The organism is Streptomyces sp. NPDC048481, assembly GCF_043200075.1.
In the GTDB taxonomy this organism is placed as follows: domain Bacteria; phylum Actinomycetota; class Actinomycetes; order Streptomycetales; family Streptomycetaceae; genus Streptomyces.
The window spans coordinates 71,395-91,311 of the sequence record NZ_JBICXC010000003.1; the positions used below are offsets into that span (position 1 = coordinate 71,395).

Annotated in this window: 22 protein-coding genes; 11 read left to right on the forward strand and 11 right to left on the reverse strand. The window is 72.3% G+C overall.

The features are described 5' to 3' along the window. Positions 1-11: 11 nt before the first annotated feature. Together ACGFSH_RS10970 and ACGFSH_RS10975 are read left to right on the forward strand one after the other, a co-directional pair. Entirely contained in the window at positions 12-503 is a 492-nt protein-coding gene (locus ACGFSH_RS10970; RefSeq protein WP_007452023.1) for an inorganic diphosphatase, read from the forward strand. 128 nt (positions 504-631) lie between these two features. Next, on the forward strand, positions 632-2,296 hold the full coding sequence (locus tag ACGFSH_RS10975; RefSeq protein ID WP_393347103.1) for a threonine/serine exporter ThrE family protein: 1,665 nt from the start codon (positions 632-634) through the stop codon (positions 2,294-2,296). A 24-nt stretch (positions 2,297-2,320) separates the two neighbouring features. On the opposite strand, the gene ACGFSH_RS10980 is transcribed toward ACGFSH_RS10975, so the two are convergent. Beyond that, on the reverse strand, positions 2,321-3,421 hold the full coding sequence (locus ACGFSH_RS10980) for a VTT domain-containing protein (RefSeq protein WP_393347105.1): 1,101 nt from the start codon (positions 3,419-3,421) through the stop codon (positions 2,321-2,323). A 142-nt stretch (positions 3,422-3,563) separates the two neighbouring features. Between ACGFSH_RS10980 and ACGFSH_RS10985 the strand changes: the two genes are divergently transcribed. Next, positions 3,564-3,929, forward strand: coding sequence for a YbjQ family protein (locus tag ACGFSH_RS10985; protein ID WP_393347107.1), 366 nt, complete (start codon positions 3,564-3,566; stop codon positions 3,927-3,929). A 34-nt stretch (positions 3,930-3,963) separates the two neighbouring features. Here ACGFSH_RS10985 and ACGFSH_RS10990 read toward each other — a convergent pair whose 3' ends face one another. After that, positions 3,964-4,725 (reverse strand): MerR family transcriptional regulator, encoded by a 762-nt coding sequence (locus tag ACGFSH_RS10990; protein WP_393347108.1) that lies wholly within the window; start codon positions 4,723-4,725, stop codon positions 3,964-3,966. Positions 4,726-4,851: 126 nt separating this feature from the next. Between ACGFSH_RS10990 and ACGFSH_RS10995 the strand changes: the two genes are divergently transcribed. After that, positions 4,852-6,135, forward strand: coding sequence for an ion channel protein (locus ACGFSH_RS10995; RefSeq protein WP_393347110.1), 1,284 nt, complete (start codon positions 4,852-4,854; stop codon positions 6,133-6,135). 28 nt (positions 6,136-6,163) lie between these two features. After that, a complete protein-coding gene (locus tag ACGFSH_RS11000; protein WP_393347111.1) occupies positions 6,164-7,570 on the forward strand; it encodes a glutamate decarboxylase in 1,407 nt (468 codons plus the stop codon). Between the two features lie 119 nt (positions 7,571-7,689). On the opposite strand, the gene ACGFSH_RS11005 is transcribed toward ACGFSH_RS11000, so the two are convergent. From ACGFSH_RS11005 to ACGFSH_RS11015, 3 genes are all read right to left on the reverse strand, one after another. Beyond that, positions 7,690-8,331, reverse strand: coding sequence for a PadR family transcriptional regulator (locus tag ACGFSH_RS11005; RefSeq protein WP_393347113.1), 642 nt, complete (start codon positions 8,329-8,331; stop codon positions 7,690-7,692). A gap of 97 nt (positions 8,332-8,428) precedes the next feature. Then, on the reverse strand, positions 8,429-9,889 hold the full coding sequence (locus ACGFSH_RS11010) for an aldehyde dehydrogenase family protein (RefSeq protein ID WP_393347115.1): 1,461 nt from the start codon (positions 9,887-9,889) through the stop codon (positions 8,429-8,431). A gap of 132 nt (positions 9,890-10,021) precedes the next feature. Then, the gene (locus ACGFSH_RS11015) at positions 10,022-10,846 is read right to left on the reverse strand and encodes a helix-turn-helix domain-containing protein (protein WP_393348086.1); all 825 of its coding nucleotides are present in this window, start codon (positions 10,844-10,846) and stop codon (positions 10,022-10,024) included. A gap of 374 nt (positions 10,847-11,220) precedes the next feature. Here ACGFSH_RS11015 and ACGFSH_RS11020 point away from each other — a divergent pair, with 374 nt between their 5' ends. Beyond that, the gene (locus ACGFSH_RS11020; RefSeq protein WP_393347117.1) at positions 11,221-11,706 is read left to right on the forward strand and encodes an ATP-binding protein; all 486 of its coding nucleotides are present in this window, start codon (positions 11,221-11,223) and stop codon (positions 11,704-11,706) included. A gap of 143 nt (positions 11,707-11,849) precedes the next feature. Here the strand turns inward: ACGFSH_RS11020 and ACGFSH_RS11025 are convergent, their stop codons facing one another. From ACGFSH_RS11025 to rpmG, 5 genes are all read right to left on the reverse strand, one after another. Then, positions 11,850-12,068 carry a DUF397 domain-containing protein gene (locus tag ACGFSH_RS11025; RefSeq protein ID WP_052183895.1) on the reverse strand — a complete coding sequence of 73 codons (219 nt, stop codon included), beginning with the start codon at positions 12,066-12,068 and terminating at the stop codon, positions 11,850-11,852. Positions 12,069-13,175: 1,107 nt separating this feature from the next. Beyond that, on the reverse strand, positions 13,176-13,436 hold the full coding sequence (rpsR, locus tag ACGFSH_RS11030; RefSeq protein WP_393347119.1) for a 30S ribosomal protein S18: 261 nt from the start codon (positions 13,434-13,436) through the stop codon (positions 13,176-13,178). Positions 13,437-13,440: 4 nt separating this feature from the next. Further along, entirely contained in the window at positions 13,441-14,754 is a 1,314-nt protein-coding gene (locus ACGFSH_RS11035; RefSeq protein ID WP_393347120.1) for a GTP-binding protein, read from the reverse strand. Beyond that, positions 14,751-15,005: a type B 50S ribosomal protein L31 gene (locus tag ACGFSH_RS11040; RefSeq protein WP_393347122.1), complete on the reverse strand. Its 255-nt coding sequence runs from the start codon at positions 15,003-15,005 to the stop codon at positions 14,751-14,753. Before ACGFSH_RS11040 ends, ACGFSH_RS11035 begins: the two co-directional genes overlap by 4 nt. A 7-nt stretch (positions 15,006-15,012) precedes the next feature. Next, entirely contained in the window at positions 15,013-15,177 is a 165-nt protein-coding gene (gene rpmG / locus ACGFSH_RS11045; protein ID WP_393347124.1) for a 50S ribosomal protein L33, read from the reverse strand. A gap of 74 nt (positions 15,178-15,251) precedes the next feature. Here rpmG and rpmB point away from each other — a divergent pair, with 74 nt between their 5' ends. From rpmB to ACGFSH_RS11065, 4 genes are all read left to right on the forward strand, one after another. Then, a complete protein-coding gene (rpmB, locus tag ACGFSH_RS11050) occupies positions 15,252-15,488 on the forward strand; it encodes a 50S ribosomal protein L28 (protein ID WP_393347126.1) in 237 nt (78 codons plus the stop codon). Continuing rightward, the gene (rpsN, locus tag ACGFSH_RS11055) at positions 15,488-15,793 is read left to right on the forward strand and encodes a 30S ribosomal protein S14 (protein ID WP_393347128.1); all 306 of its coding nucleotides are present in this window, start codon (positions 15,488-15,490) and stop codon (positions 15,791-15,793) included. The genes rpmB and rpsN overlap by 1 nt, the downstream gene beginning before the upstream one ends. Before the next feature lie 122 nt (positions 15,794-15,915). Further along, the gene (locus ACGFSH_RS11060; protein WP_393347130.1) at positions 15,916-16,443 is read left to right on the forward strand and encodes a hypothetical protein; all 528 of its coding nucleotides are present in this window, start codon (positions 15,916-15,918) and stop codon (positions 16,441-16,443) included. Positions 16,444-17,107: 664 nt separating this feature from the next. Then, positions 17,108-17,653, forward strand: coding sequence for a DUF4232 domain-containing protein (locus ACGFSH_RS11065; RefSeq protein ID WP_393347131.1), 546 nt, complete (start codon positions 17,108-17,110; stop codon positions 17,651-17,653). A gap of 33 nt (positions 17,654-17,686) precedes the next feature. Here ACGFSH_RS11065 and ACGFSH_RS11070 read toward each other — a convergent pair whose 3' ends face one another. Then, positions 17,687-18,823, reverse strand: a complete 1,137-nt coding sequence (locus ACGFSH_RS11070) for a DUF2786 domain-containing protein (protein WP_393347133.1) — start codon at positions 18,821-18,823, stop codon at positions 17,687-17,689. Positions 18,824-19,142: 319 nt separating this feature from the next. On the opposite strand from ACGFSH_RS11070, the gene ACGFSH_RS11075 reads away from it, so the two are divergent. After that, positions 19,143-19,889 (forward strand): Clp protease N-terminal domain-containing protein, encoded by a 747-nt coding sequence (locus ACGFSH_RS11075; RefSeq protein WP_393347135.1) that lies wholly within the window; start codon positions 19,143-19,145, stop codon positions 19,887-19,889. Positions 19,890-19,917: the final 28 nt, after the last annotated feature.

The window sequence follows — 19,917 nt, forward strand, 5'->3', positions numbered from 1 at the left end:
AGGAGCCACCGGTGGAGTTCGACGTCACGATCGAGATCCCGAAGGGTTCGCGGAACAAGTACGAGGTGGACCACGAGACCGGTCGGATCCGCCTGGACCGTCGACTCTTCACCTCGACCGCCTACCCGACCGACTACGGCTTCGTCGAGAACACTCTCGGCGAGGACGGCGACCCGCTGGACGCGCTGGTCATCCTGGACGAGCCGACCTTCCCGGGCTGCCTCATCCGCTGCCGCGCGATCGGCATGTTCCGGATGACCGACGAGGCCGGCGGCGACGACAAGCTGCTCTGCGTCCCGTCGACCGACCCGCGTGTGGAGCACCTGCGCGACATCCACCACGTGTCGGAGTTCGACCGCCTGGAGATCCAGCACTTCTTCGAGGTCTACAAGGACCTGGAGCCCGGCAAGTCCGTCGAGGGCGCCGACTGGGTCGGTCGCACCGACGCCGAGGCCGAGATCGAGCGGTCCTACAAGCGCTTCAAGGACCAGGGCGGTCACTGAGCGTTCGCGAGTGTGAAACGCCTGCGCTGAGGTAGGTGAAGGGCTGCACGCATGCGCGTGCGGCCCTTTCGCGTGTCTGTGCGCATACTGAGGCCAACGGAAGGTGTCGTTCCAGGGAGCGTTGCTGAGTGTCGGAGGCGGAGGACCGCAAGCCGCAGTCGGACGAGGCGAGGAGTGGCTTCGACCCCGAGATCACGTCCGAGTTCGCGATCCCGGCGGGACTGGCCGTCGCCAGACCCGGGGGCGAGCCGGAGACCACGTCGGAGTTCGCCGTCCCGGCGGGGCTGGACGTGGCCCAGCCGGCCGCCGGCGAGGGCGAGGGGTCGGCGTTCAGTCCGCCCAGCACGTACAGCGCGCGGCAGGCCCCGGCCGCCTTCACGCCGGCCGGGGGCGTCCCGGTGGTGAGCCTCATCAAGGACCTGCCCTGGCAGGACCGGATGCGCACCATGCTGCGGATGCCGGTGGCCGAGCGGCCCGCTCCCGAGCCGGGGCCCAAGACGGCGGAGGAGGAGGGCCCGGCCGTCCCCAGGGTGCTCGACCTGACGCTGCGCATCGGCGAGTTGCTGCTGGCGGGCGGGGAGGGCGCCGAGGACGTGGAGGCCGCGATGTTCGCGGTGTGCCGCTCCTACGGCCTCGACCGCTGCGAGCCGAACGTCACCTTCACCCTGCTGTCGATCTCCTACCAGCCGTCCCTGGTGGAGGACCCGGTGACGGCGTCGCGGACGGTGCGCCGCCGCGGCACCGACTACACGCGCCTGGCGGCCGTCTTCCGGCTCGTGGACGATCTGAGCGACGCGGAGAGCCATCTCTCGCTGGAGGAGGCCTACCGCCGCCTCGCGGAGATGCGCCGCAACCGGCACCCGTACCCGACATGGGTGCTGACCTCGGCGAGCGGACTGCTCGCGGGCGCGGCCTCGGTGCTGGTCGGCGGCGACCTCGTCGTGTTCGTGGCGGCCATGCTCGGGGCGATGCTCGGCGACCGGCTGGCGTGGCTGTGCGCAGGGCGCGGGCTGCCGGAGTTCTACCAGTTCCTGGTGGCGGCGATGCCCCCGGCCGCTATCGGCATCGCGCTGACGCTGTCCCACGTCGACGTGAAGGCGTCCGCCGTCATCACCGGTGGACTGTTCGCGCTGCTGCCCGGGCGGGCGCTGGTGGCGGGCGTCCAGGACGGCCTGACGGGCTTCTACATCACCGCGGCGGCGCGGCTGCTGGAGGTCATGTACTTCTTCGTGGGCATCGTGGCCGGGGTGCTGGTGATGCTGTACGTCGGGGTCCAGCTCGGCGCGCATCTCAATCCCGACGCGGCCCTGGGCGTCACGAAGCGGCCGCTGTTGCAGATCGGCGCGTCGATGCTGCTGTCCCTGACGTTCGCGGTGCTGTTGCAGCAGGAGCGGTCCACCGTGGTCGCCGTCACCCTCAACGGCGGCGTCGCCTGGTCGGTGTACGGGGCGATGCACTACACCGGCGAGATCTCGCCCGTCGCGTCCACGGCCGTCGCAGCCGGGGTGGTCGGCCTGTTCGGGCAGCTGCTGGCGCGCTACCGGTTCGCCTCCGCGCTGCCGTACACCACGGCCGCGATCGGACCGCTGCTGCCGGGTTCGGCGACCTACTTCGGGCTGCTGGCCATCGCGCAGAGCAAGGTGGACGCGGGACTGGTGTCGATCACCAAGGCGGCGGCGCTGGCGATGGCCATCGCGATCGGGGTGAACCTCGGGTCCGAGGTGTCCCGGATGTTCCTGCGGATCGGTTCCCAGGAGAAGCGGCGGGCCGCCAAGCGGACCAGGGGCTTCTGAGCCCCTGGTCCCCCGGCGCCGCCTCTAGTGGCCCTGGTTGTCGTAGGGGTACTGACCGTGGTGGCCGTGCCCGTGGTGGCCGGAGCCGTTGGGCTGAGCGCCGTACGGCTGTTCCTGCGGCTGCGGCTGGGCCTGCTGCGGCTGCTGCGGCCAGTCGTCCTGGGCGTGCCGCTGCCGCTGCCGCTGGGGGTACGCCTGCTGCTGCGGGTACTGCTGCTGCGCGCCGTAGTAGCCGTCCTGCCGGCCCTGGGGCCCGAAGTCCTGCCCTTGCCCTTGGGCCTGCCGGCCGTAGTTCTGCTGCCCGTGGGTCTGCCGCGGGCCGTGGTTCTGCTGCCCCTGGGGCTGCTGGCCGTGGGTCTGACGGCCCTGGTCGCCGTACGGGTACTGCTGGTCGGGCCCGTCGATCCGGCGCAGCTGAGTGGTCGCGTCGTCCATGACGGGGAACTGCTGCTGGGGCCGGTGCTGCTGCTCGGGGGCCGGCGCCGGGGCCTGCGACGCGCCCTTCTTCGACTTCGAGCGGGCCCTCAGGAACTCGATGGCGATCGGGATCACGGAGAGCAGCACGATCAGGATGAGCATCGCTTCGATGTTCTTCTTGACGAAGTCGATGTTGCCCAGCCAGGAGCCGAGCAGGGTCACGCCCGCGCCCCACAGGACGCCGCCGATGACGTTGAACGTCAGGAAGGAGCGGTACCGCATGCCGCTGACGCCGGCGATGATCGGCGTGAACGTGCGCACGATGGGCACGAAGCGGGCCAGGATCAGCGACTTCGGGCCGTGCTTCTCGAAGAACTCGTGCGCTTTGGTGACGTTCTCCTGCTTGAAGAGCCGGGAGTCCGGCCGGTTGAAGAGCGACGGCCCGACCTTCTTGCCGAACATGTAGCCCGCCTGGTCGCCCAGGATCGCGGCGATGCAGATCAGCGCGACCGCGCCCCACAGCGGGAAGTCCAGCTGGTTGGACGTGATCAGCAGACCGGCGGTGAACAGCAGCGAGTCACCCGGCAGGAAGAAGCCGATCAGCAGGCCGGACTCGGCGAAGACGATCAGCAGCAGGCCCCAGATGCCGAAGTTGTCGAGCAGGTAGTCGGGGTCCAGCCAGCTCGGTCCGAGGGCGATCGTCGTCACGCTTCCGGGCTCCTGACGGGGGTGGGGGAAGTGCAGCGTCCATGCTGCGGCCGCACAAAGCTATCAACGCACCGCGCGGACCCCAGGTTCCACGGGCGTCTTCGGGATGCGCCGTGCGCTTGCCGGGGCGAAGCTGTGAGCCATGGGTATCGAGGATTACGGCGGCGGGCAGGGCCCCCAGTCCGACGTGCTGGTCGTCACGACGAACGACGTGCCCGGGTACCGGGTGCAGCAGGTCATCGGCGAGGTCTTCGGACTGACGGTGCGCTCACGGCACCTGGGCAGCCAGATCGGCGCCGGTCTGAAGTCGATGATCGGCGGTGAGCTCAAGGGGCTGACCAAGACCCTGGTGGAGACCCGCAACCAGGCGATGGAACGGCTGGTGGAGCAGGCACGCGCGCGGGGAGCCAACGGCGTGCTGATGTTCCGCTTCGACGTGACGGAGGCGGCCGACGTGGGCACCGAGGTGTGCGCCTACGGCACGGCCGTGGTCCTGGCCCGGGAGTAGCCCCGGACCGGGACCGGGACGGCCGGGCCGTCACTCACCCCGTGTGCCGGGCCGCGTTCGCCAGGATCGCCTCCCTGAGGTGTTCGGCGAGGCCCGGGCGCATGGCGTCGTAGAACGCCTTGAAGCGCTCGTCGGAGACGTACATCTCGCCCAGGCACACGTGCATCTCATGGGGGCAGTCGTAGTACCAGGCGGTGATGTGCCGCCGGTGTTCCTCGGCCAGGTCCATGGCCGCCTCGCCGGCGGGCCGCTCCCCCGCGGCCACCAGGGCGGCGTAGCGCTCGCTCCAGTCGTCGACCTCGGCCTGAAGGCGCTTCCAGTCTTCCTTGGTGTAGCGGGCGGCGCGGCGCTGCGACTCGGCGTAGGCCTCCGTGCCGCCCCAGCGCTGTTCCGCCTCCTCGGCGTACCGACCGGGGTCCTTGTCGCCGAAGACCTCGAACCGTTCCTCGGGCGTGAGGTTGATGCCCATTTTCCGTGCCTCCATGGCGTGTTCCACGGCCGCGGCCATCTTTTGCAGCCTCTCGATCCGGGCGGTCAGCAACTCGTGCTGGCGGCGCAGGTGCGCGCGCGGGTCGGCCGCCGGATCGTCGAGCAGGGCCGCGACCTCTTCGAGCGGGAAGCCCAGCTCGCGGTAGAACAGGATCTGCTGCAACCGGTCGAGGTCGGCCTCGTCGTAGCGCCGGTGGCCCGCGTGGCTGCGCCCGCCGGGGACGAGCAGGCCGATGTCGTCGTAGTGGTGCAGTGTGCGCACCGTGACACCGGCGAATCCGGCGACCTGTCCTACCGAGTAGCTCACTTCGTGCGCTCCCTTCCCTGTACGCGCTCCACGGTGCTGCCTCACGCCGCGTGAGGTGCAAGCGGGATGTCCCGCGGGCGTCCGCGTCCGGATGTCGTGTCCGTTTCGTCCGCTTATCGTGAGCCCGTGGCTCAGGACACCTCGCAGCGTTCGCCCGCCTCCGCGGCGACGCCGGCGCGCGCCCTGCTGCCGTCGATCCTGCCCGCTCTGCTGGTCGGGGTGCTGGCCTCCGTGCTGCTCCTGCTGGTGGAGGGGGTGGCGGAGCGGCTGGAGCACGTGCTGTGGGCCACGCTGCCGGACGCGCTGGACGTGGGCCGCTACTCGGTGCTGTGGATGCTCGTCGTCCTCACCGGGACCGGCGTGGCGGTGGGGCTGGTGGTGTGGAAGGCGCCGGGACATGCGGGACCCGATCCGGCGACGATGGGACTGGACGCGCCCGTGCTGCCCCCGGCGGTGCTGCCCGGACTGGTGGTGGCGACGGCGCTGATGCTGGCGGGCGGCCCGAGCCTGGGCCCGGAGAACCCGATCATCGCCGTCAACGTGGGACTGGCCGTCTGGCTGGGCCGCCGGGCGGCGCCGCGGGCGCCGGGCGCCCTGTGGGCGGTCCTCGCCGAGGCGGCGACGATCGGCGCGCTGTTCGGCACGCCCGTGGCGGCGGCGCTGCTGATCTCCGAGGCGCTGGCGGGGCGGCAGAGCGAGGGCCCGCTGTGGGACCACGTGTTCCCTCCGCTGGTCGCCGCGTCGGCCGGCTCCATGACGACCACCCTGGTGGCGCATCCGGCCTTCGACCTGGGTCTGCCCGGACTCGACCGGCCGGGCTGGGGCGATCTGCTGGCGGCGCTCGTGATCGCCTCGGCGGGCGCGCTGCTGACCCTGTGCGCCGTCCGCGCCTTCCCGTACGTCCACGCCGTGTTCACGCGGTTGCGGCACCCGATGCTGATGCTGCCGCTCGGCGGCCTCGTCCTGGGCCTGCTGGGGGCGCTGGGCGGCCATCTGACGCTCTTCAAGGGGCTGGACGAGGTCGGGGAGCTCGCGGCCGATCCGGAGGGCTGGACGGCCGGCCAGTTCGCCACGATGACGGTGGTGAAGCTGGCCGCGCTGCTCGTCGCCGCGTCCTGCGGTTTCCGCGGCGGCCGGATCTTCCCGGCCGTGTTCGTGGGCACCGCGTTCGGTCTCACCGCCCACGCGCTCGTCTCCGGCGTCCATCCCTCGGTGGGCGTGGCGGCCGGGGTGCTGGGCGTGCTCCTGGCCATCACCCGGCAGGGCTGGGTGAGTCTCTTCGTCGCCGCCGTCCTGGTGGCCTCGGCGTCGATCATCGCCCTGTTGTGCATCGCCACGCTGCCTGCCTGGCTGCTGGTGACGGGGCGGCCGCAGATGCAGTTGCGCGCGGACGGAACTCCGGTCCGCTGACACCCGTTCGACCCATCAGGAGGCATTCATGCCGTTGCACAAAGGGCCCCGGAAGCCCGACGAGCGCCCGCTGTCCGTCAATCCCTTCTACGGCGAGGCCGATCCGGTCAGCGGCATGATCGAGGCGCCGCCCAAGCACCGCCTGCCGGACGGCCCGACGCCCCCGTCCACGGCGTACCAGCTGGTGCGCGACGAACTCATGCTGGACGGCAACGCGCGCCTGAACCTGGCCACCTTCGTGACCACCTGGATGGAGCCGCAGGCCGGCGTCCTGATGGCGGAGTGCCGCGACAAGAACATGATCGACAAGGACGAGTACCCGCGCACCGCCGAACTGGAACGGCGCTGTGTGGCGATGCTCGCCGACCTGTGGAACGCGCCCGACCCCTCGGCGGCCGTGGGCTGTTCGACGACCGGGTCGAGCGAGGCGTGCATGCTCGCCGGGATGGCTCTGAAGCGGCGGTGGGCGCGGCGCAACGCCGACCGCTACCCGGGCGCGCGGCCGAACCTCGTGATGGGCATCAACGTCCAGGTCTGCTGGGAGAAGTTCTGCAACTTCTGGGAGGTCGAGGCCCGGCTGGTCCCCATGGAGGGGGAGCGTTTCCACCTGGACCCGCAGCTCGCGGCCGAGCTGTGCGACGAGAACACCATCGGGGTCGTCGGCATCCTCGGCTCCACCTTCGACGGGTCCTACGAGCCGATCGCCGAGCTGTGCGCGGCGCTGGACTCGCTCCAGGAGCGCACCGGTCTGGACGTGCCGGTGCACGTCGACGGCGCGTCCGGCGCGATGATCGCCCCCTTCCTCGACGAGGACCTGGTGTGGGACTTCCGCCTCCCGCGCGTGGCGTCGATCAACACCTCGGGGCACAAGTACGGCCTGGTCTACCCGGGTGTCGGCTGGGCGCTGTGGCGCGACAAGGAGGCCCTGCCGGAGGAGCTGGTGTTCCGCGTGAACTACCTGGGCGGCGACATGCCCACGTTCGCGCTCAACTTCTCCCGCCCGGGCGCCCAGGTCGTCGCGCAGTACTACACGCTGCTGCGGCTCGGCCGGGAGGGCTACCGGGCGGTCCAGCAGACCACGCGGGACGTGGCGGGCCGGCTGGCCGGACAGGTGGAGGCCCTCGGCGACTTCCGGCTCCTCACCCGGGGCGACGAACTGCCGGTCTTCGCCTTCACCACGGCGCAGGACGTGGACGCGTTCGACGTCTTCGACGTGTCCCGGCGGATGCGCGAGAGCGGCTGGCTGGTGCCCGCCTACACCTTCCCGGCGAACCGGGAGGACCTGTCCGTGCTGCGGGTCGTGTGCAGAAACGGCTTCTCGGAGGACCTGGCCGAACTGTTCGTGGAGGACCTGACGCGACTGCTGCCGGAGCTGCGCCGCCAGTCCGGTCCGGCGACCCGGGACAAGGGCGCGGCGACGAGCTTCCACCACTAGGGTCGCGGCGGGCGGCGGGCGGGATGCCCACCGACCGCCTCACCGTCCGGCCGCCCGACCACCTGACCGGCCCGGCGACCAGCCGGCCGGCCGGGCCCGGGGAGGTCCCTGGCGGCTGGTCAGTGCGCGTCGCCGGGGTGCCGCTCGCCCGTGGCGTACGGGTTCTCCTCGCCCTCGGCCAGCACGCCGACGAACGGCTCGCCCTCGCCCGCGAAGGTGTATGCGCCGCCCTCGACCCGGGCGATCAGGCCGCGGGTCCACTCGGCCTCGGCGTCGGCCGTGTGGAGCCACAGGTTCATGATCTCGCCGATGTGGCCCAGTTGCTGCGGGCCCTCCTCGGGGAGGTAGTGCGCGGTGACGTCGGCCCGCCACGCCTCGATGCCGCGGATGCGCTCCTGAAGGAGCGACACGGCCTCCGCGCGCGGGAGGTCGAGCATGAAGCCGATGGCCGCCGACTTCACGTCGGTCCTCTGGTCGTACGAGGTCAGCGCGGCGCGCAGCAGCCGGAAGTACTCCTCGGCACCGGCCTCGGTGATCTCGTACTCGGTGCGCGGCGGCCCGCCCGCCGGGGAGGGGGCCGTCTCGTGCTCGCGCAGCAGTCCCTGCTTGGCCATCTGCTTCAGGGCGTGGTAGATCGAGCCCGGCTTGGCGTTGGACCACTCGTGGGCGCCCCAGTACTCCAGGTCGCCGCGCACCTGGTAGCCGTGGGCCCGCCCGTGCTGGCGCACGGCCCCCAGGACGAGAAGACGGATCGCTGACATGCGCCCAGGTTAGGGCGTGCCGGACGGGCGTCAGCGGGCCGCTCGCGCCCCCGCGCGCGGACGCCGCGGGCGCCCTTCCGCCCGCCCCGGCGCGCGCTCAGAAGGGGAACGCGCTGCGGCCGTGCTGGACCGAGATCCACTTGGTGGTGGTGAAGGCCTCCAGGGTCGACTCGCCGTTGAGACGGCCGACGCCGGAGTTCTTCTCGCCGCCGAACGGCACGATCGGCTCGTCGTGCACGGTGGCGTCGTTGACGTGGAACATGCCGGTGACGATCTGCTTGGCGAAGGCCACTCCGCGCTCGACGTCGGCGGTGTGGACGGCCCCGCTGAGCCCGTACGGCGACTCGTTGACCAGCCGTACGGCCTCCTCCTCGCCGTCGAAGGTGTTCACGAACACGACGGGCCCGAAGACCTCCTGCCGCAGCAGCGCGGAGTCGGCGGGCAGGTCGGCCAGGACGGACGGCTCGACCACGTTGCCCACCGTCCTACCGTGCACCAGCGCGTGCGCGCCCTCGCCGACGGCCTGCTCCACCACAGCCGTGACGGCCTCCGCCTGCGAGGAGTTGATCAGCGGGCCGATCGCGGTCTGCGGGTCGCGCGGGTCGCCCGCCTTGAGGGTGCGCACCTTGGCGACGAACTTCTCGGTGAACTCGTCGGCGACCGCGCGGTCCACCAGGATGCGGTTGGCGGCCATGCAGACCTGGCCCTGGTGCACGAAGCGGCTGAACACCGCCGCGTCGACGGCGTAGTCGACGTCGGCGTCGTCGAGCACCACGAACGCGCTGTTGCCGCCGAGTTCGATGACGGTCCGCTTGAAGTGCGAGGCGGCGACGGTCGCGACGTGGCGGCCGACCTTGTCGGAGCCGGTGAAGGAGATGACCCGCGGGACCGGGTGCTCCAGGAAGGCGTCGCGGATCTCGGCGATGTCGGTCACGACGACGTTCAGCAGGCCCGGTGGCAGGCCCGCGTCCTCGAAGAGCTTGGCGATCACGGTGCCGCCGGAGACCGGGGTGTTCTGGTGCGGCTTGAGCACCACGGCGTTGCCGAGGGCGAGCGCGGGGGCGACGGACTTCAGCGACAGCAGGAACGGCACGTTGAAGGGGCTGATCACGCCGACCACCCCGACCGGCTCGCGGTAGACGCGGTTCTCCTTGCCGTCGATCGGCGAGGGCAGGATGCGGCCCTCGGGGCGCAGCGCCAGGTGGATCGACTCGCGCAGGAACTCCTTGGCGAGGTGGAGCTCGAAGGCCGCCTTGCCGAAGGTGCCGCCGGCCTCGTCGACGAGGAGGGCGCTGATCTCCGCCTCGCGCTCCTCGACCAGGCGCAGCACGTTCTCGAAGATCGCGCGGCGCGCATACGGGCTGGTCGCGGCCCACTGCTTCTGGGCGCGGGCGGCGGACCGGTACGCCTCGTCGACCTCCTCGACCGTGGCTATGGTGATCGAGGCCAGCTTCTCGCCGTCATAGGGATTGATGGTGATGATGTCCCAGGACCCGGTGCCCGGACGCCATGTGCCGTCGATGTATTGCTGGGCCAGGTCGGTGAAGTATGACGACATGCGATCCCTCAATCCCCTGCTGCGATCGGCTTCGATCGATCGGCATCACGATCTGATCACGCGTCATCGTACGGTGGATGCAGGGGAGTTGGCGGGGACTTCGGCCGGTCGCCGGCCCCCGCGGGGGAATCCCTACGACAGCTGGAGCAGACCGCGCAGCAGGTCCCGGCTCGCGTCCGGGCCGGGACTGTCGCGCTGGAGCTCCACGAGAGCCTGCTCGTACTGGGCCACGTCCTCGCGTTTGTCCAGGTAGAGCGCGCTGGTGAGCTGTTCCAGATAGACGACGTCCTGGAGGTCGGACTCCGGGAAGCTCAGGATCGTGAACGCGCCCGACTCGCCGGCGTGCCCGCCGAGACTGAACGGCACGACCTGGAGGCGCACGTTGGGACGCTCCGAGATCTCGATCAGATGCTGGAGCTGCCCGCGCATCACCTCGCGGTCTCCGTACGGCCGGCGCAGCGCCGCCTCGTCCAGGACGATGTGGACGTCGGGGGCGTTCTCGGCGACGAGGTACTTCTGCCGCTCCAGCCGCAGCGCCACGCGCCGGTCGATGTCGGCGGCCGACGCCTCCTTCATACCGCGGCTGACGACGGCGTGGGCGTACGCCTCGGTCTGGAGCAGGCCGTGCACGAACTGGACCTCGTACGCGCGGATCAGCGCGGCCGCGCCCTCCAGTCCCACGTAGGTGGGGAACCAGTTGGGCAGGACGTCCGAGTAACTGTGCCACCAGCCAGCCACGTTGGCCTCGCGGGCGAGTCCGACGAGCGCCTGGCGCTCCGTGTCGTCCGTGATGCCGTACAGCGTGAGCAGGTCCTCCACGTCGCGGGTCTTGAAGCTCACCCGGCCCAGTTCCATCCGGCTGATCTTCGACTCCGACGCCCTGATCGAGTATCCGGCCGCTTCGCGTGTGATGCCGCGCGTCTCGCGCAACCGCCGTAGTTGCGAGCCGAGCAGCATCCGCCGCACCACCGATCCGGGCTCTCCCGCGCTCACGTTCGCCAGCCTCCCCAACCGTCCTAGGGGCCGCAGTCTGCCACTAAAACACTTCGAGCAGTACTCGTCCGATTACAGAGATGGAAAGAAACAGAAGGATACGTGCAGAGGGATGCGTGGGAAGAGTGAGGAGAAAGCAAGGGAAGTGGCCGTGCTGGGCGAGAAGTTGGCGGAAAAAATGGCCAAGAAGCGGTACGGGCGGGTCCATTTCGGTCACGTGCACGTGCATCTGCCCTTGCATCCACCGTGCGCATCCGAAACCATGGTCCCGCGCCACCGCTGCATCGCAACGACCGCGAATCCCGGGAGTGCCTCGCATGGGGACGAATGGATCGACCATGCTCGAGCCGTTACGGCAGGGCCTTCCGCCGCTTGATCCCGCGGCCGTGTCCAACGCCGCCTCCTGCGCTCTGCCGACCCGCTTCGAAGCGGTGCGCGAGGCCCGGCAGTTCACCAGGCGGACCCTCGGGCAGTGGGACGTGGGCGACTGTCTCGACGACGTCTGCCTGGTCGTCTCGGAGCTGGTGACCAACGCGCTGAGACACGGGCTGGCCCCCGACGAGGTTCCCGTCGGACCGGATCACCGGCATCCGCCCGTGCGTCTGCATCTGATGCGGTGGACCGAACGCCTCGTCTGCGCGGTGCGCGACCCCAGCCACGACAGCCCTCTGCCCCGGGAAGGCGAGGACTTCTCGGCCGAGTGCGGCCGCGGGCTCTTCCTCGTCGACTCGTTCGCCGAGAGCTGGGGCTGGCACCCACTCTCCGGCACCCTGCGCGGCAAGGTCGTCTGGGCCCTCTTCCGGCTGCACACCCCCGCCCGGTGAAGAACCGCGGCGCGCTGTGACGCCGCGGTTCTACGCGCGTCACACCGAAGCGCGAGGACCGGGTCGCCCAGGATCCGGCGGGACGGGGGCGGAGGCGAGGGCCGGGACGGGAGCAGGGGCGGCCGCGGTCACGTCGGGCGCCCTCAGCTCGCGATCAGGTGGTCGAACTCGCCGTCCTTGATGCCCAGCAGCATGGCCTCGATCTCGGCACGCGTGTAGACGAGCGCGGGACCGTCGGGAAAACGCGAGTTGCGCACGGCCACGTCACCGCCCGGCAGCCGGGCGAACTCCACGCACGAACCCTGCGAGTTGCTGTGCCGGCTCTTCTGCCAGGCAACCCCGTACAACTGTGTGGCCGTCATGCCGTTGTACACGTCGTGCCCCCCGTCAACGTGGTGGTCCACAGGTCGCTCCCTGGTGGTGCACTGGCTCGTGTGGCCATGGGTGCCGTTGTCAACTGTCCCGGGATCATAGCCCCGTTCACGTGCAGTCGCATGAGCAGATGCACGTGCACGCGCGGTGCCTGAGTGGTTACAGCTTTGACGCCTGCTTTACCCGGCTCGTTCCGCTTCGCGAGCCTGTTCCGGGCTCCCCGCGAAAGTCGTCCGGATCGAACCATCCGTGCATGAGGACAGACGCTCAGCAGGCCCGTCCTGTTCCGTCGGCGGTGAAACGGGATTCGGCCGAGGTCGCACGGCGAAGGTTCGACGGCACCGGTCCGGGAGACCCCGTTCCGGCGGATTCCGGGCATCCGCTCAGCGCTCCGCACGGATCCGGCGGACCGAGCGACGCCGACCCGACGGTCCCGGGTCGCGGCCCGCCGTCCGGGACACCTCCCGCCCGCGGCGTCCGCCGGCGACGGCCTGTCCCCCGCGGCCCAGGGGCACGCGGGTGCACAAGAGCGGCCGTGGGGCCGGAGCCGGGGGTGGAGATGCAGGTGGAGTTATGGGCGGGGTAACAGGTGGAGGGGCACGCGGGGATGAGGCGGGGACGGTCCGACGCATGAGCCGAGGCTCGGCCGGTCGTCGCGGTCGGGCGACGGGCGAACGGCCCGCGTGAATGGACACCGGGACCGGATTCGCTCGTATGAACGACGTAGCCCGTCCAGGGGAGGAGGGGGCCGCGTCTCAGCACGACGAACGGCTTCGGCGGGCCCGGGGTGGACGGGACGGGTGCGTACAGGACACACCCGGGCCCCTCGGGAAGTGACGAAGCGGCGACCCTCGTCGGACGGAGCCGGCAGCCCGTGCCGGTCGACCGGGTGGCCACACTCCTCGTCCGGATGGCCACACTTCTCGACCGGCGCGCGGCGCTCTCCGGCCGGTTCCGGCTTGCGTTCGGCGGGGAGGCGAGTGGTGAGCGGCCAGGACGGGACCGGCACGGCACGGGTGAAAGGGCCCGCCCGAGCCGGAGGGTGGACGGCTCGGGCGGGCTGCGGACGGGCCCGGCCGGGCGGGCGGTGGGGCGGGTCAGCGAGTGGTCGCGTAAGGGAGGAGCGCCATCTCACGGGCGTTCTTGACCGCTCGGGACAGCCGCCGTTGCTGCTGGGCGGTGATCCGCGTGACGCGGCGGCTGCGGATCTTGCCGCGGTCGGACAGGAACTTCCGCAGCAATTCGGTGTCCTTGTAGTCGACGTAGACGACGCCCGCCTGGTCGAGCGGGTTGGGCCGGGACGCGCCCGGCGTGCGTCCGAAGACGCGCGCGGGCTTGCGCGCTGGCTTGTTGGGCATGGGGTCAGACCTCCAGGAGGCTGTCGAAGGCGGACGGCCACTGCTGCCAGGCGGTGCGCCCGGCCGCGTACTCGGCGTCCGTGAGCAGGCAGGAGTCGAGGAGGGACGCGAGCCCGTCCCGGTCCAGGCCGGGTGACGTGAAGACCAGGTGCTGGCAGCGGTCGCCGTGCTCGGGGTGCCAGTCCAGCGCGGCGGCGGCCCGGCGCACCGGCGGGACCAGATCCCAGGCGGCGTCCGGCAGGGACGCCAGCCAGGGGCCGGCCGGCTCCACGCACAGTGCTCCCCCGGCCGCGTCCCAGTGGAGCAGCGTGTCGGGCTTGTCGGCGAGCCAGAACCGGCCGCGGCTGCGGGCGGCCGCGCAGGTCAGGTCCTCCAGCGCGGCGTACAGCCGTGCCGGGTGGAACGGGCGGCGGCGGTGCCAGACGAGGGTGCTCACGCCGTGTGCGTCCGCCTCGGCGGGCAGCAGGGCGCAGGCCGGGTGCTGGGCGGCGGCGGCAGCCTCCACGTCGAAGCAGGCCGGCGTCTCCCGACCGGCGATCTCCCTACCGGAGACCTCCTTTCCGGCGGCCTCGCGACCGGCCCCGGTGCCGCCGGTCACCACCTGACCCTGCACGTCACGGCCCGGACGTGCCCGGCCCCCGGTCTCGCGGCCGAGCAGCGCGCCCGCCAGTGCGGAGGGCGCGTCCGCACGGCCGTCGAGCGGAGCGGCGAGCGGGTCCGGAGGCAGGGGTGGGAGCGGGATCCGGCGGGCCGTGGGGTGCAGCTGGGCGAGGAGTTCGTGGTCCTGGTCGTCGGCCTCCTCGGACGCGACGACGGCCACGACCGGGGCGTACTCCAGCTGTCGCGCGAAGGTGTCGGCGACCGTGCGCCGGTCGGTGGCCGCCGCGGCGAGACCGACGTCGGCGAGATCGTCGCCGTTGCCCAGGAAGGGCAGCAGCAGCGCCGGGTCGACGGCGGTGACCACGCCGGTGACGGTGAGCCCGCCGGCCGCCACCACCTCGGCCATGCCGCGGGGCTCGACGGAGTCCCACAGCTCGACGACCGCGAGGCGGGTGACGCCGTCCCCGGCCAGGCGGCGCAGCTCGGGGACCAGGTCCTCGCGCAGCGCGCAGCAGGCGCAGTCGTTCACCAAGGGCGTCTCGGCGGCGGAAAGGACGCCGGTGGCGTCGCGGACGGTGCGGACGACGGTGCCGGCCGCCGCCGTCGCGAGGTCGTGGTGGAGGACGACGCAGCCGGGGACGTCGGCGAGCAGTCGCGCGACCGTCGCGCGGCGGGCGTCGGCGTGCAGCCCGGCGACGATCACGATCGGCAGGCTCACGCCCCGCCCCGCTTCCCGTAGCGGCGCTCGAAGCGCTCGACCCGGCCGGCCGTGTCCATGACGCGGGCCGTGCCGGTGTGGAAGGGGTGACTGGCGTCGGAGATCTCGACGTCGACCACGGGATACGTGCGGCCGTCCTCCCATTCGATCGTCCGGTCCGCGCTCATCGTGGAACGGGTGAGGAAGGCGTGGTTCGCGGCGCGGTCCCGGAAGACGACGGGACCGTAGGCCGGGTGGATTCCCCTGCGCATGCGGTGCTCAGCGCTCCTCTCGGAAGTCGACGTGACGGCGTACGACGGGGTCGTACTTGCGGAGGATGGTGCGTTCCGGGTCGTTGCGGCGGTTCTTGCGGGTCACGTAGGTGAAGCCCGTCCCCGCGGTGGAGCGCAGCCTGACGACCGGCCGGAGTTCGTTGCGTGCCATGCTGCTATCTTACTGAAAATGAATTCCATTAGCACTACCGATGTCCTCATCGGCGGAGGAGAGGTACGTCACCCGTGTCCGCGCACTGCATGCTGACCGGCGCCCGGCCCGGCTTCGGCAACCGCGTCTCCCACTCCCACCGGCGCACCTCGCGGCGCTTCGACCCCAACATCCAGAGCCGGCGGTACTGGCTGCCGGGCGAGGGCCGGCACGTCCGGCTGCGGCTGAGCACGAAGGGCATCAGGACCGTCGACGCGATCGGCGTCGAGGCGGCCGTGGCGCGCATCCGCGCGCGGGGGGTGCGGATCTGATGGCCAAGAAGAGCAAGATCGCCAAGAACGAGCGGCGCCGCGCGATCGTGGCGCGCCACGCGGCCCGCCGGGCCGAGCTGAAGCAGATCGTCCGGCTGCCTTCCACGACCGACGCGCAACGGCGCGAGGCGCAGCGGGAGTTGCACGCCCAGCCCCGCGACGCCTGCGCGACGCGGGTGCGCAACCGCGACCAGGTCGACGGGCGCCCGCGCGGGTACATCCGCAAATTCGGGCTGTCCCGGCTGGGGCTGCGCGAGGAGGCGCACGCCGGGCGGCTGCCCGGGGTGCGGAAGGCGTCCTGGTAGGCCACGGGCGGCCCCGGGACTCCGCCGGGGCTTGCTGGTAGCTTGCTGCGGACCCTCGGCCCGCGCGGTCCTCGCGTCCGCCGACCGGGCCGGCCCGCTACAGCACAGCTTGGGAGCCAGCAGTGACTTCGGCGAACTTCTCGCGGGGCACGTCCCGTCCGTCGGTCCGCGCGGCGGCCGCGGCGGCCGCGCTGGCGGGCGCGCTCACGCTCACGGCGTGCAGCGACGGTGGCGGGTCCGACGGCTCCTCGGCCGCGCCGTCCGCGACGGCGACCGCGGGCACCGGGGGCGCGAGCGGCACCGGCGGCGCCTCGGCCTCCGCCTCGGCGTCCGCCTCCCACGAGCTGGAGGGGAGCTGGCTCGCCACGACGGACGGCAAGGCCGTCGCCCTGATCGTCACGGGCAAGCAGGCCGCCCTCTTCGTGACCGGCGGGGCCGTTTGCAGCGGCACGGCGGGCGAGGAGGCGGGCATGCGGATGATCCGCCTCAAGTGCAGCGCCGGCAAGGACGACCGGACGACCGGGATGGTCGACTCCGTCGACGCGAAGTCCCTCAAGGTGACGTGGTCCGGCGCGGCCGGCAAGGAGACGTTCGCCAAGGCGCAGGGCGGCCAGTGGCCCTCCGGACTGCCGACACCGGGGCTCGGCTAGCCGCGGTCGGCCCGCACGCCGAGGGGCGCGCGGGCGGCGGTGGACCGCATGGACGGCCGAGGCGCACGGGCGGCCGCAAGCGGCTCGGACGTCCGAGGGGCACGCGTGCATCCGAGGATCATGCGGACGGCCGAGGGCCGCGCGGGCGGCGGGCCCGAAAAGCAAGCCGGGCGGCCGACGGCGGCCCGGCCAGCGACCCGCTGCTGCCCGGATAGCCGACGGCGGCTCAGGCAGCCCGGAGCGGCTCGGGCAAGCGAGAGGCGGCTTGGGCAACTGGAGGCGGTCCGGCGGCCAAAAAGGCCGTGCAGGCGGCCGAGGGGTGTGCGGGCAGCCGTGGAACGCGCGCGGCCGCAAAGCGGCTCGGACGGCCGACGGCGGCCCGGCCGGCGACCGCTGCCCGGCCAGCCGACCGCAGCTCAGGCAGCCCGGAGCGGCTCGGGCAAGCGAGAGGCGGATTGGGCAACTGGCGGCGGCCGGGCGGTCAAGAGCCGTGCAGACGCGGATCGCCTCCGGCGACACGGTCGGCGCGGTCGCCGGGGCGGTGTGGGTCGTCGGGTGCGTATGTGTGATCGGGTCGTCACGGAAGCGGGGGGGCGCGCGTCGTGTCGCCGCACGCGTGCGTGATGATCCATCGAGCACCGTCACGACACCCTAGGAATCACTCATGCGCGCCCTTCCCATCACCGTCACCGCCCTCGCCGCGGCCCTGCTCCTCACCGCCTGCGGAGGCGGGGACGACAGCGGCTCCGGCGGCGACGAGAGCAAGGCCGCCGGCTCGTCCGGCCCCGCCGGCGGCGCCTGTGCCGCCGACGGCCTCGGCCAGGAGGTCGGCCCCGTCGACGCCGCACCCGCCGCCGGTGACACCGGCAACGTCACCGTCACGCTCACCAACAAGGGCGCGCAGTGCACCCTCAAGGGCTTCCCCAAGGTGGCTCTTCAGGCCGACGGCGACTCCGCGACCGTGCCCGAGGACGGCGCCGCCGCGGCACAGACGCTGACCCTCCCGGCACAGGGGACCGCCTCGTTCACGATCACCTATGTGCGCGGCGAGAAGGGCGGCGACAAGAGCCTCGCCGTCAAGACGGTGAAGTACGGCCTGCCGGACGCCTCGTCCACCGTGAGCTTCGACTGGTCGTACGGCGACGTCGCCCTGAAGAGCAAGGGCGTCCCCGACGCCACGGTGAGCGCCTTCACGCAGGCGGGCGACTGACCCGCACCGGGAGCGGCGGGCCGGCGGGGGGCGTCAGGGCAGGCGGGGCCGGGAGCGCATCCTGGCCCTGTCGGCGGCTTCGGCGCCCTCGGACCAGCCCGCCTCGTCGGTGACCCCGCGCAGACGTGTGGAGACCGTCTGCGGGAACATCCGGTCCGTCGCGGCGGTGACCGCGACCGCGCGCGTGGCCAGGACCGGCAGCAGAGCGTCGTCGACGGCGGTCTCGGCGGCCGCGGCGATCTCGCCCAGCCGGACGCCTATGCGGTGCGCGTACGCGGCGAGGAAGGACTGCCGGAAGGTCTTGGTCCGCCTGCGCCCCCCGGCCCGCTGGGCCGCCTCCGCCTTCGCCATCGCGGACTGCGCCTGCACCAGCAGCGACGTGTAGAGCAGTTCGACCGCCTCCAGGTCGGCCTCGAACCCGACGACCGTGGAGAACGCGAAGGGCTCGTTCCACACCGCCCGGCAGTGGTTGGCGGCGGCGACCGCGTCCAGCAGCACCGCCTTGGCCTGCTCGTAGGGCGGCTCGACGCCGATCCGGCAGGCGCCGGGCGCGTCCGGGTCCGGCGCCTGGGCGTCGAGCAGCGCCTCGTCGACGCTGTGCCGGGCCATCAGCTCCTGCGCCTTCGCGGTGAGCGCCTCCGCCTCCTGCGGGAACCCGGTCGCCTCGGCCTTGGCCAGCAGGGCGCGGATGCGGGTGAGCATGCGGGAGTGGGTCCCGGGGCGTGCGGACCGGTGCGGCTCGCGCTCCTGGAGGGGTTCGAGGGCGGGCAGGCGCAGCAGCAGGCGGTACAGCTCCAGGACCGCGGTGGCGTGCGAGAAGCGGTCGGTGGACGCCGGCGGGCCGGCCGGCAGCTCCGCGAGCTGGTCCGCCCAGCGCCGGCCGCGTGCGCGGTCGTCGCGCGCGTGGGCGCGGATCAGCGCCGTCACCAGGCCCACGTGGACGGCGTCCAGCTCCCGGCGGACGATGCGCACGGCGTCCGCGGGCTGCCAGCCGCGACGCCAGAGCGCAGCGACGAACTCCACACCCCGGCGCGTGAGTTCCGCGTCCGTCGCCGGGTCGGCGGCGAGGAGGGACGCGCCCGTGTCGAGGGCGGCGTCGGCGCTGTCGTGCAGGGCGGCGCGGAAGGCGCGTTCGACGGTGTCGGCCGGGCTGTCACTGGTGCTGCTCACCGGTCGATCGTGCCACGCGGGCGGGACCGCCCCCACGCGCGGGAGGCACCCGGTGCACGGGAGGACGCCCCCGCGTGTGCACCACGCCTCCGCCCCTGGGGAGACGCCCCTTCGCGTGTTCCCGACGCTTCCGCCCGTGTGAGGACGCCTCCGCGTGTTCCCGACGCTTCCGCCCGTGTGAGGACGCCTCCGCGTGTTCCCGACGCCTCCGCGCGTGGGGTCGCTTGCCCATGCGGGGGTCGCTTCCGCGTGGGGGGCGCGCCCGCGCGAGTGACAACCTTGGGTTGACACCATCCTACTGTCAACCTAAGGTTGACACATGACCGATTCACGCCCCGCCACCACGTCGTCCGTGCGTCTCGACGACCTCATCGACGCGATCAAGAAGGTCCACGACGAGCCGCTCGAACAGCTCCAGGACGCCGTCATCGCCGCCGACCACCTCGGCGACGTGGCGGACCACCTCATCGGCCACTTCGTCGACCAGGCCCGCCGCTCGGGGGCCTCGTGGACCGACATCGGCCGCAGCATGGGCGTCACCCGGCAGGCCGCCCAGAAGAGGTTCGTCCCGAAGGAGTCGTCCGACCTGGACGCCAACCAGAACTTCGGCCGCTACACCCCCCGCGCGCGCAACGTGGTCATGGCGGCCCACAACGCGTCCAAGGCGGCCGGCAACGCCGAGGGCCTGCCCGCGCACCTGGTCCTCGGCCTGCTCTCCGAACCGGAGGGCCTCGCCGCCAAGGCGATCGCCGCACAGGGCGTCTCCCCGGACGCCGTGCGCGAGGCCGCGACCGCCGCGCTCCCGTCGCCCGTCGAGGAGCCGCCGGAGCTGGTTCCGTACGGCACGGACGCCAAGAAGGTCCTCGAACTCACCTTCCGCGAGGCGCTCCGCCTCGGCCACAACTACGTGGGCACCGAGCACCTGCTGCTGGCCCTGCTGGAACACGAGAACGGCGCGGGCGTGCTCAGCGGCCTCGGCGTCGGCAAGGCGGCGACCGAGAGGTTCGTGGCGGAGGCCCTCGCCGGGCTGGTGAAGGCGGACGAGGCGGGCGGGGCGGCCGAGTAGGGCGAGAACTCCGGGGGCGAGGGCGACG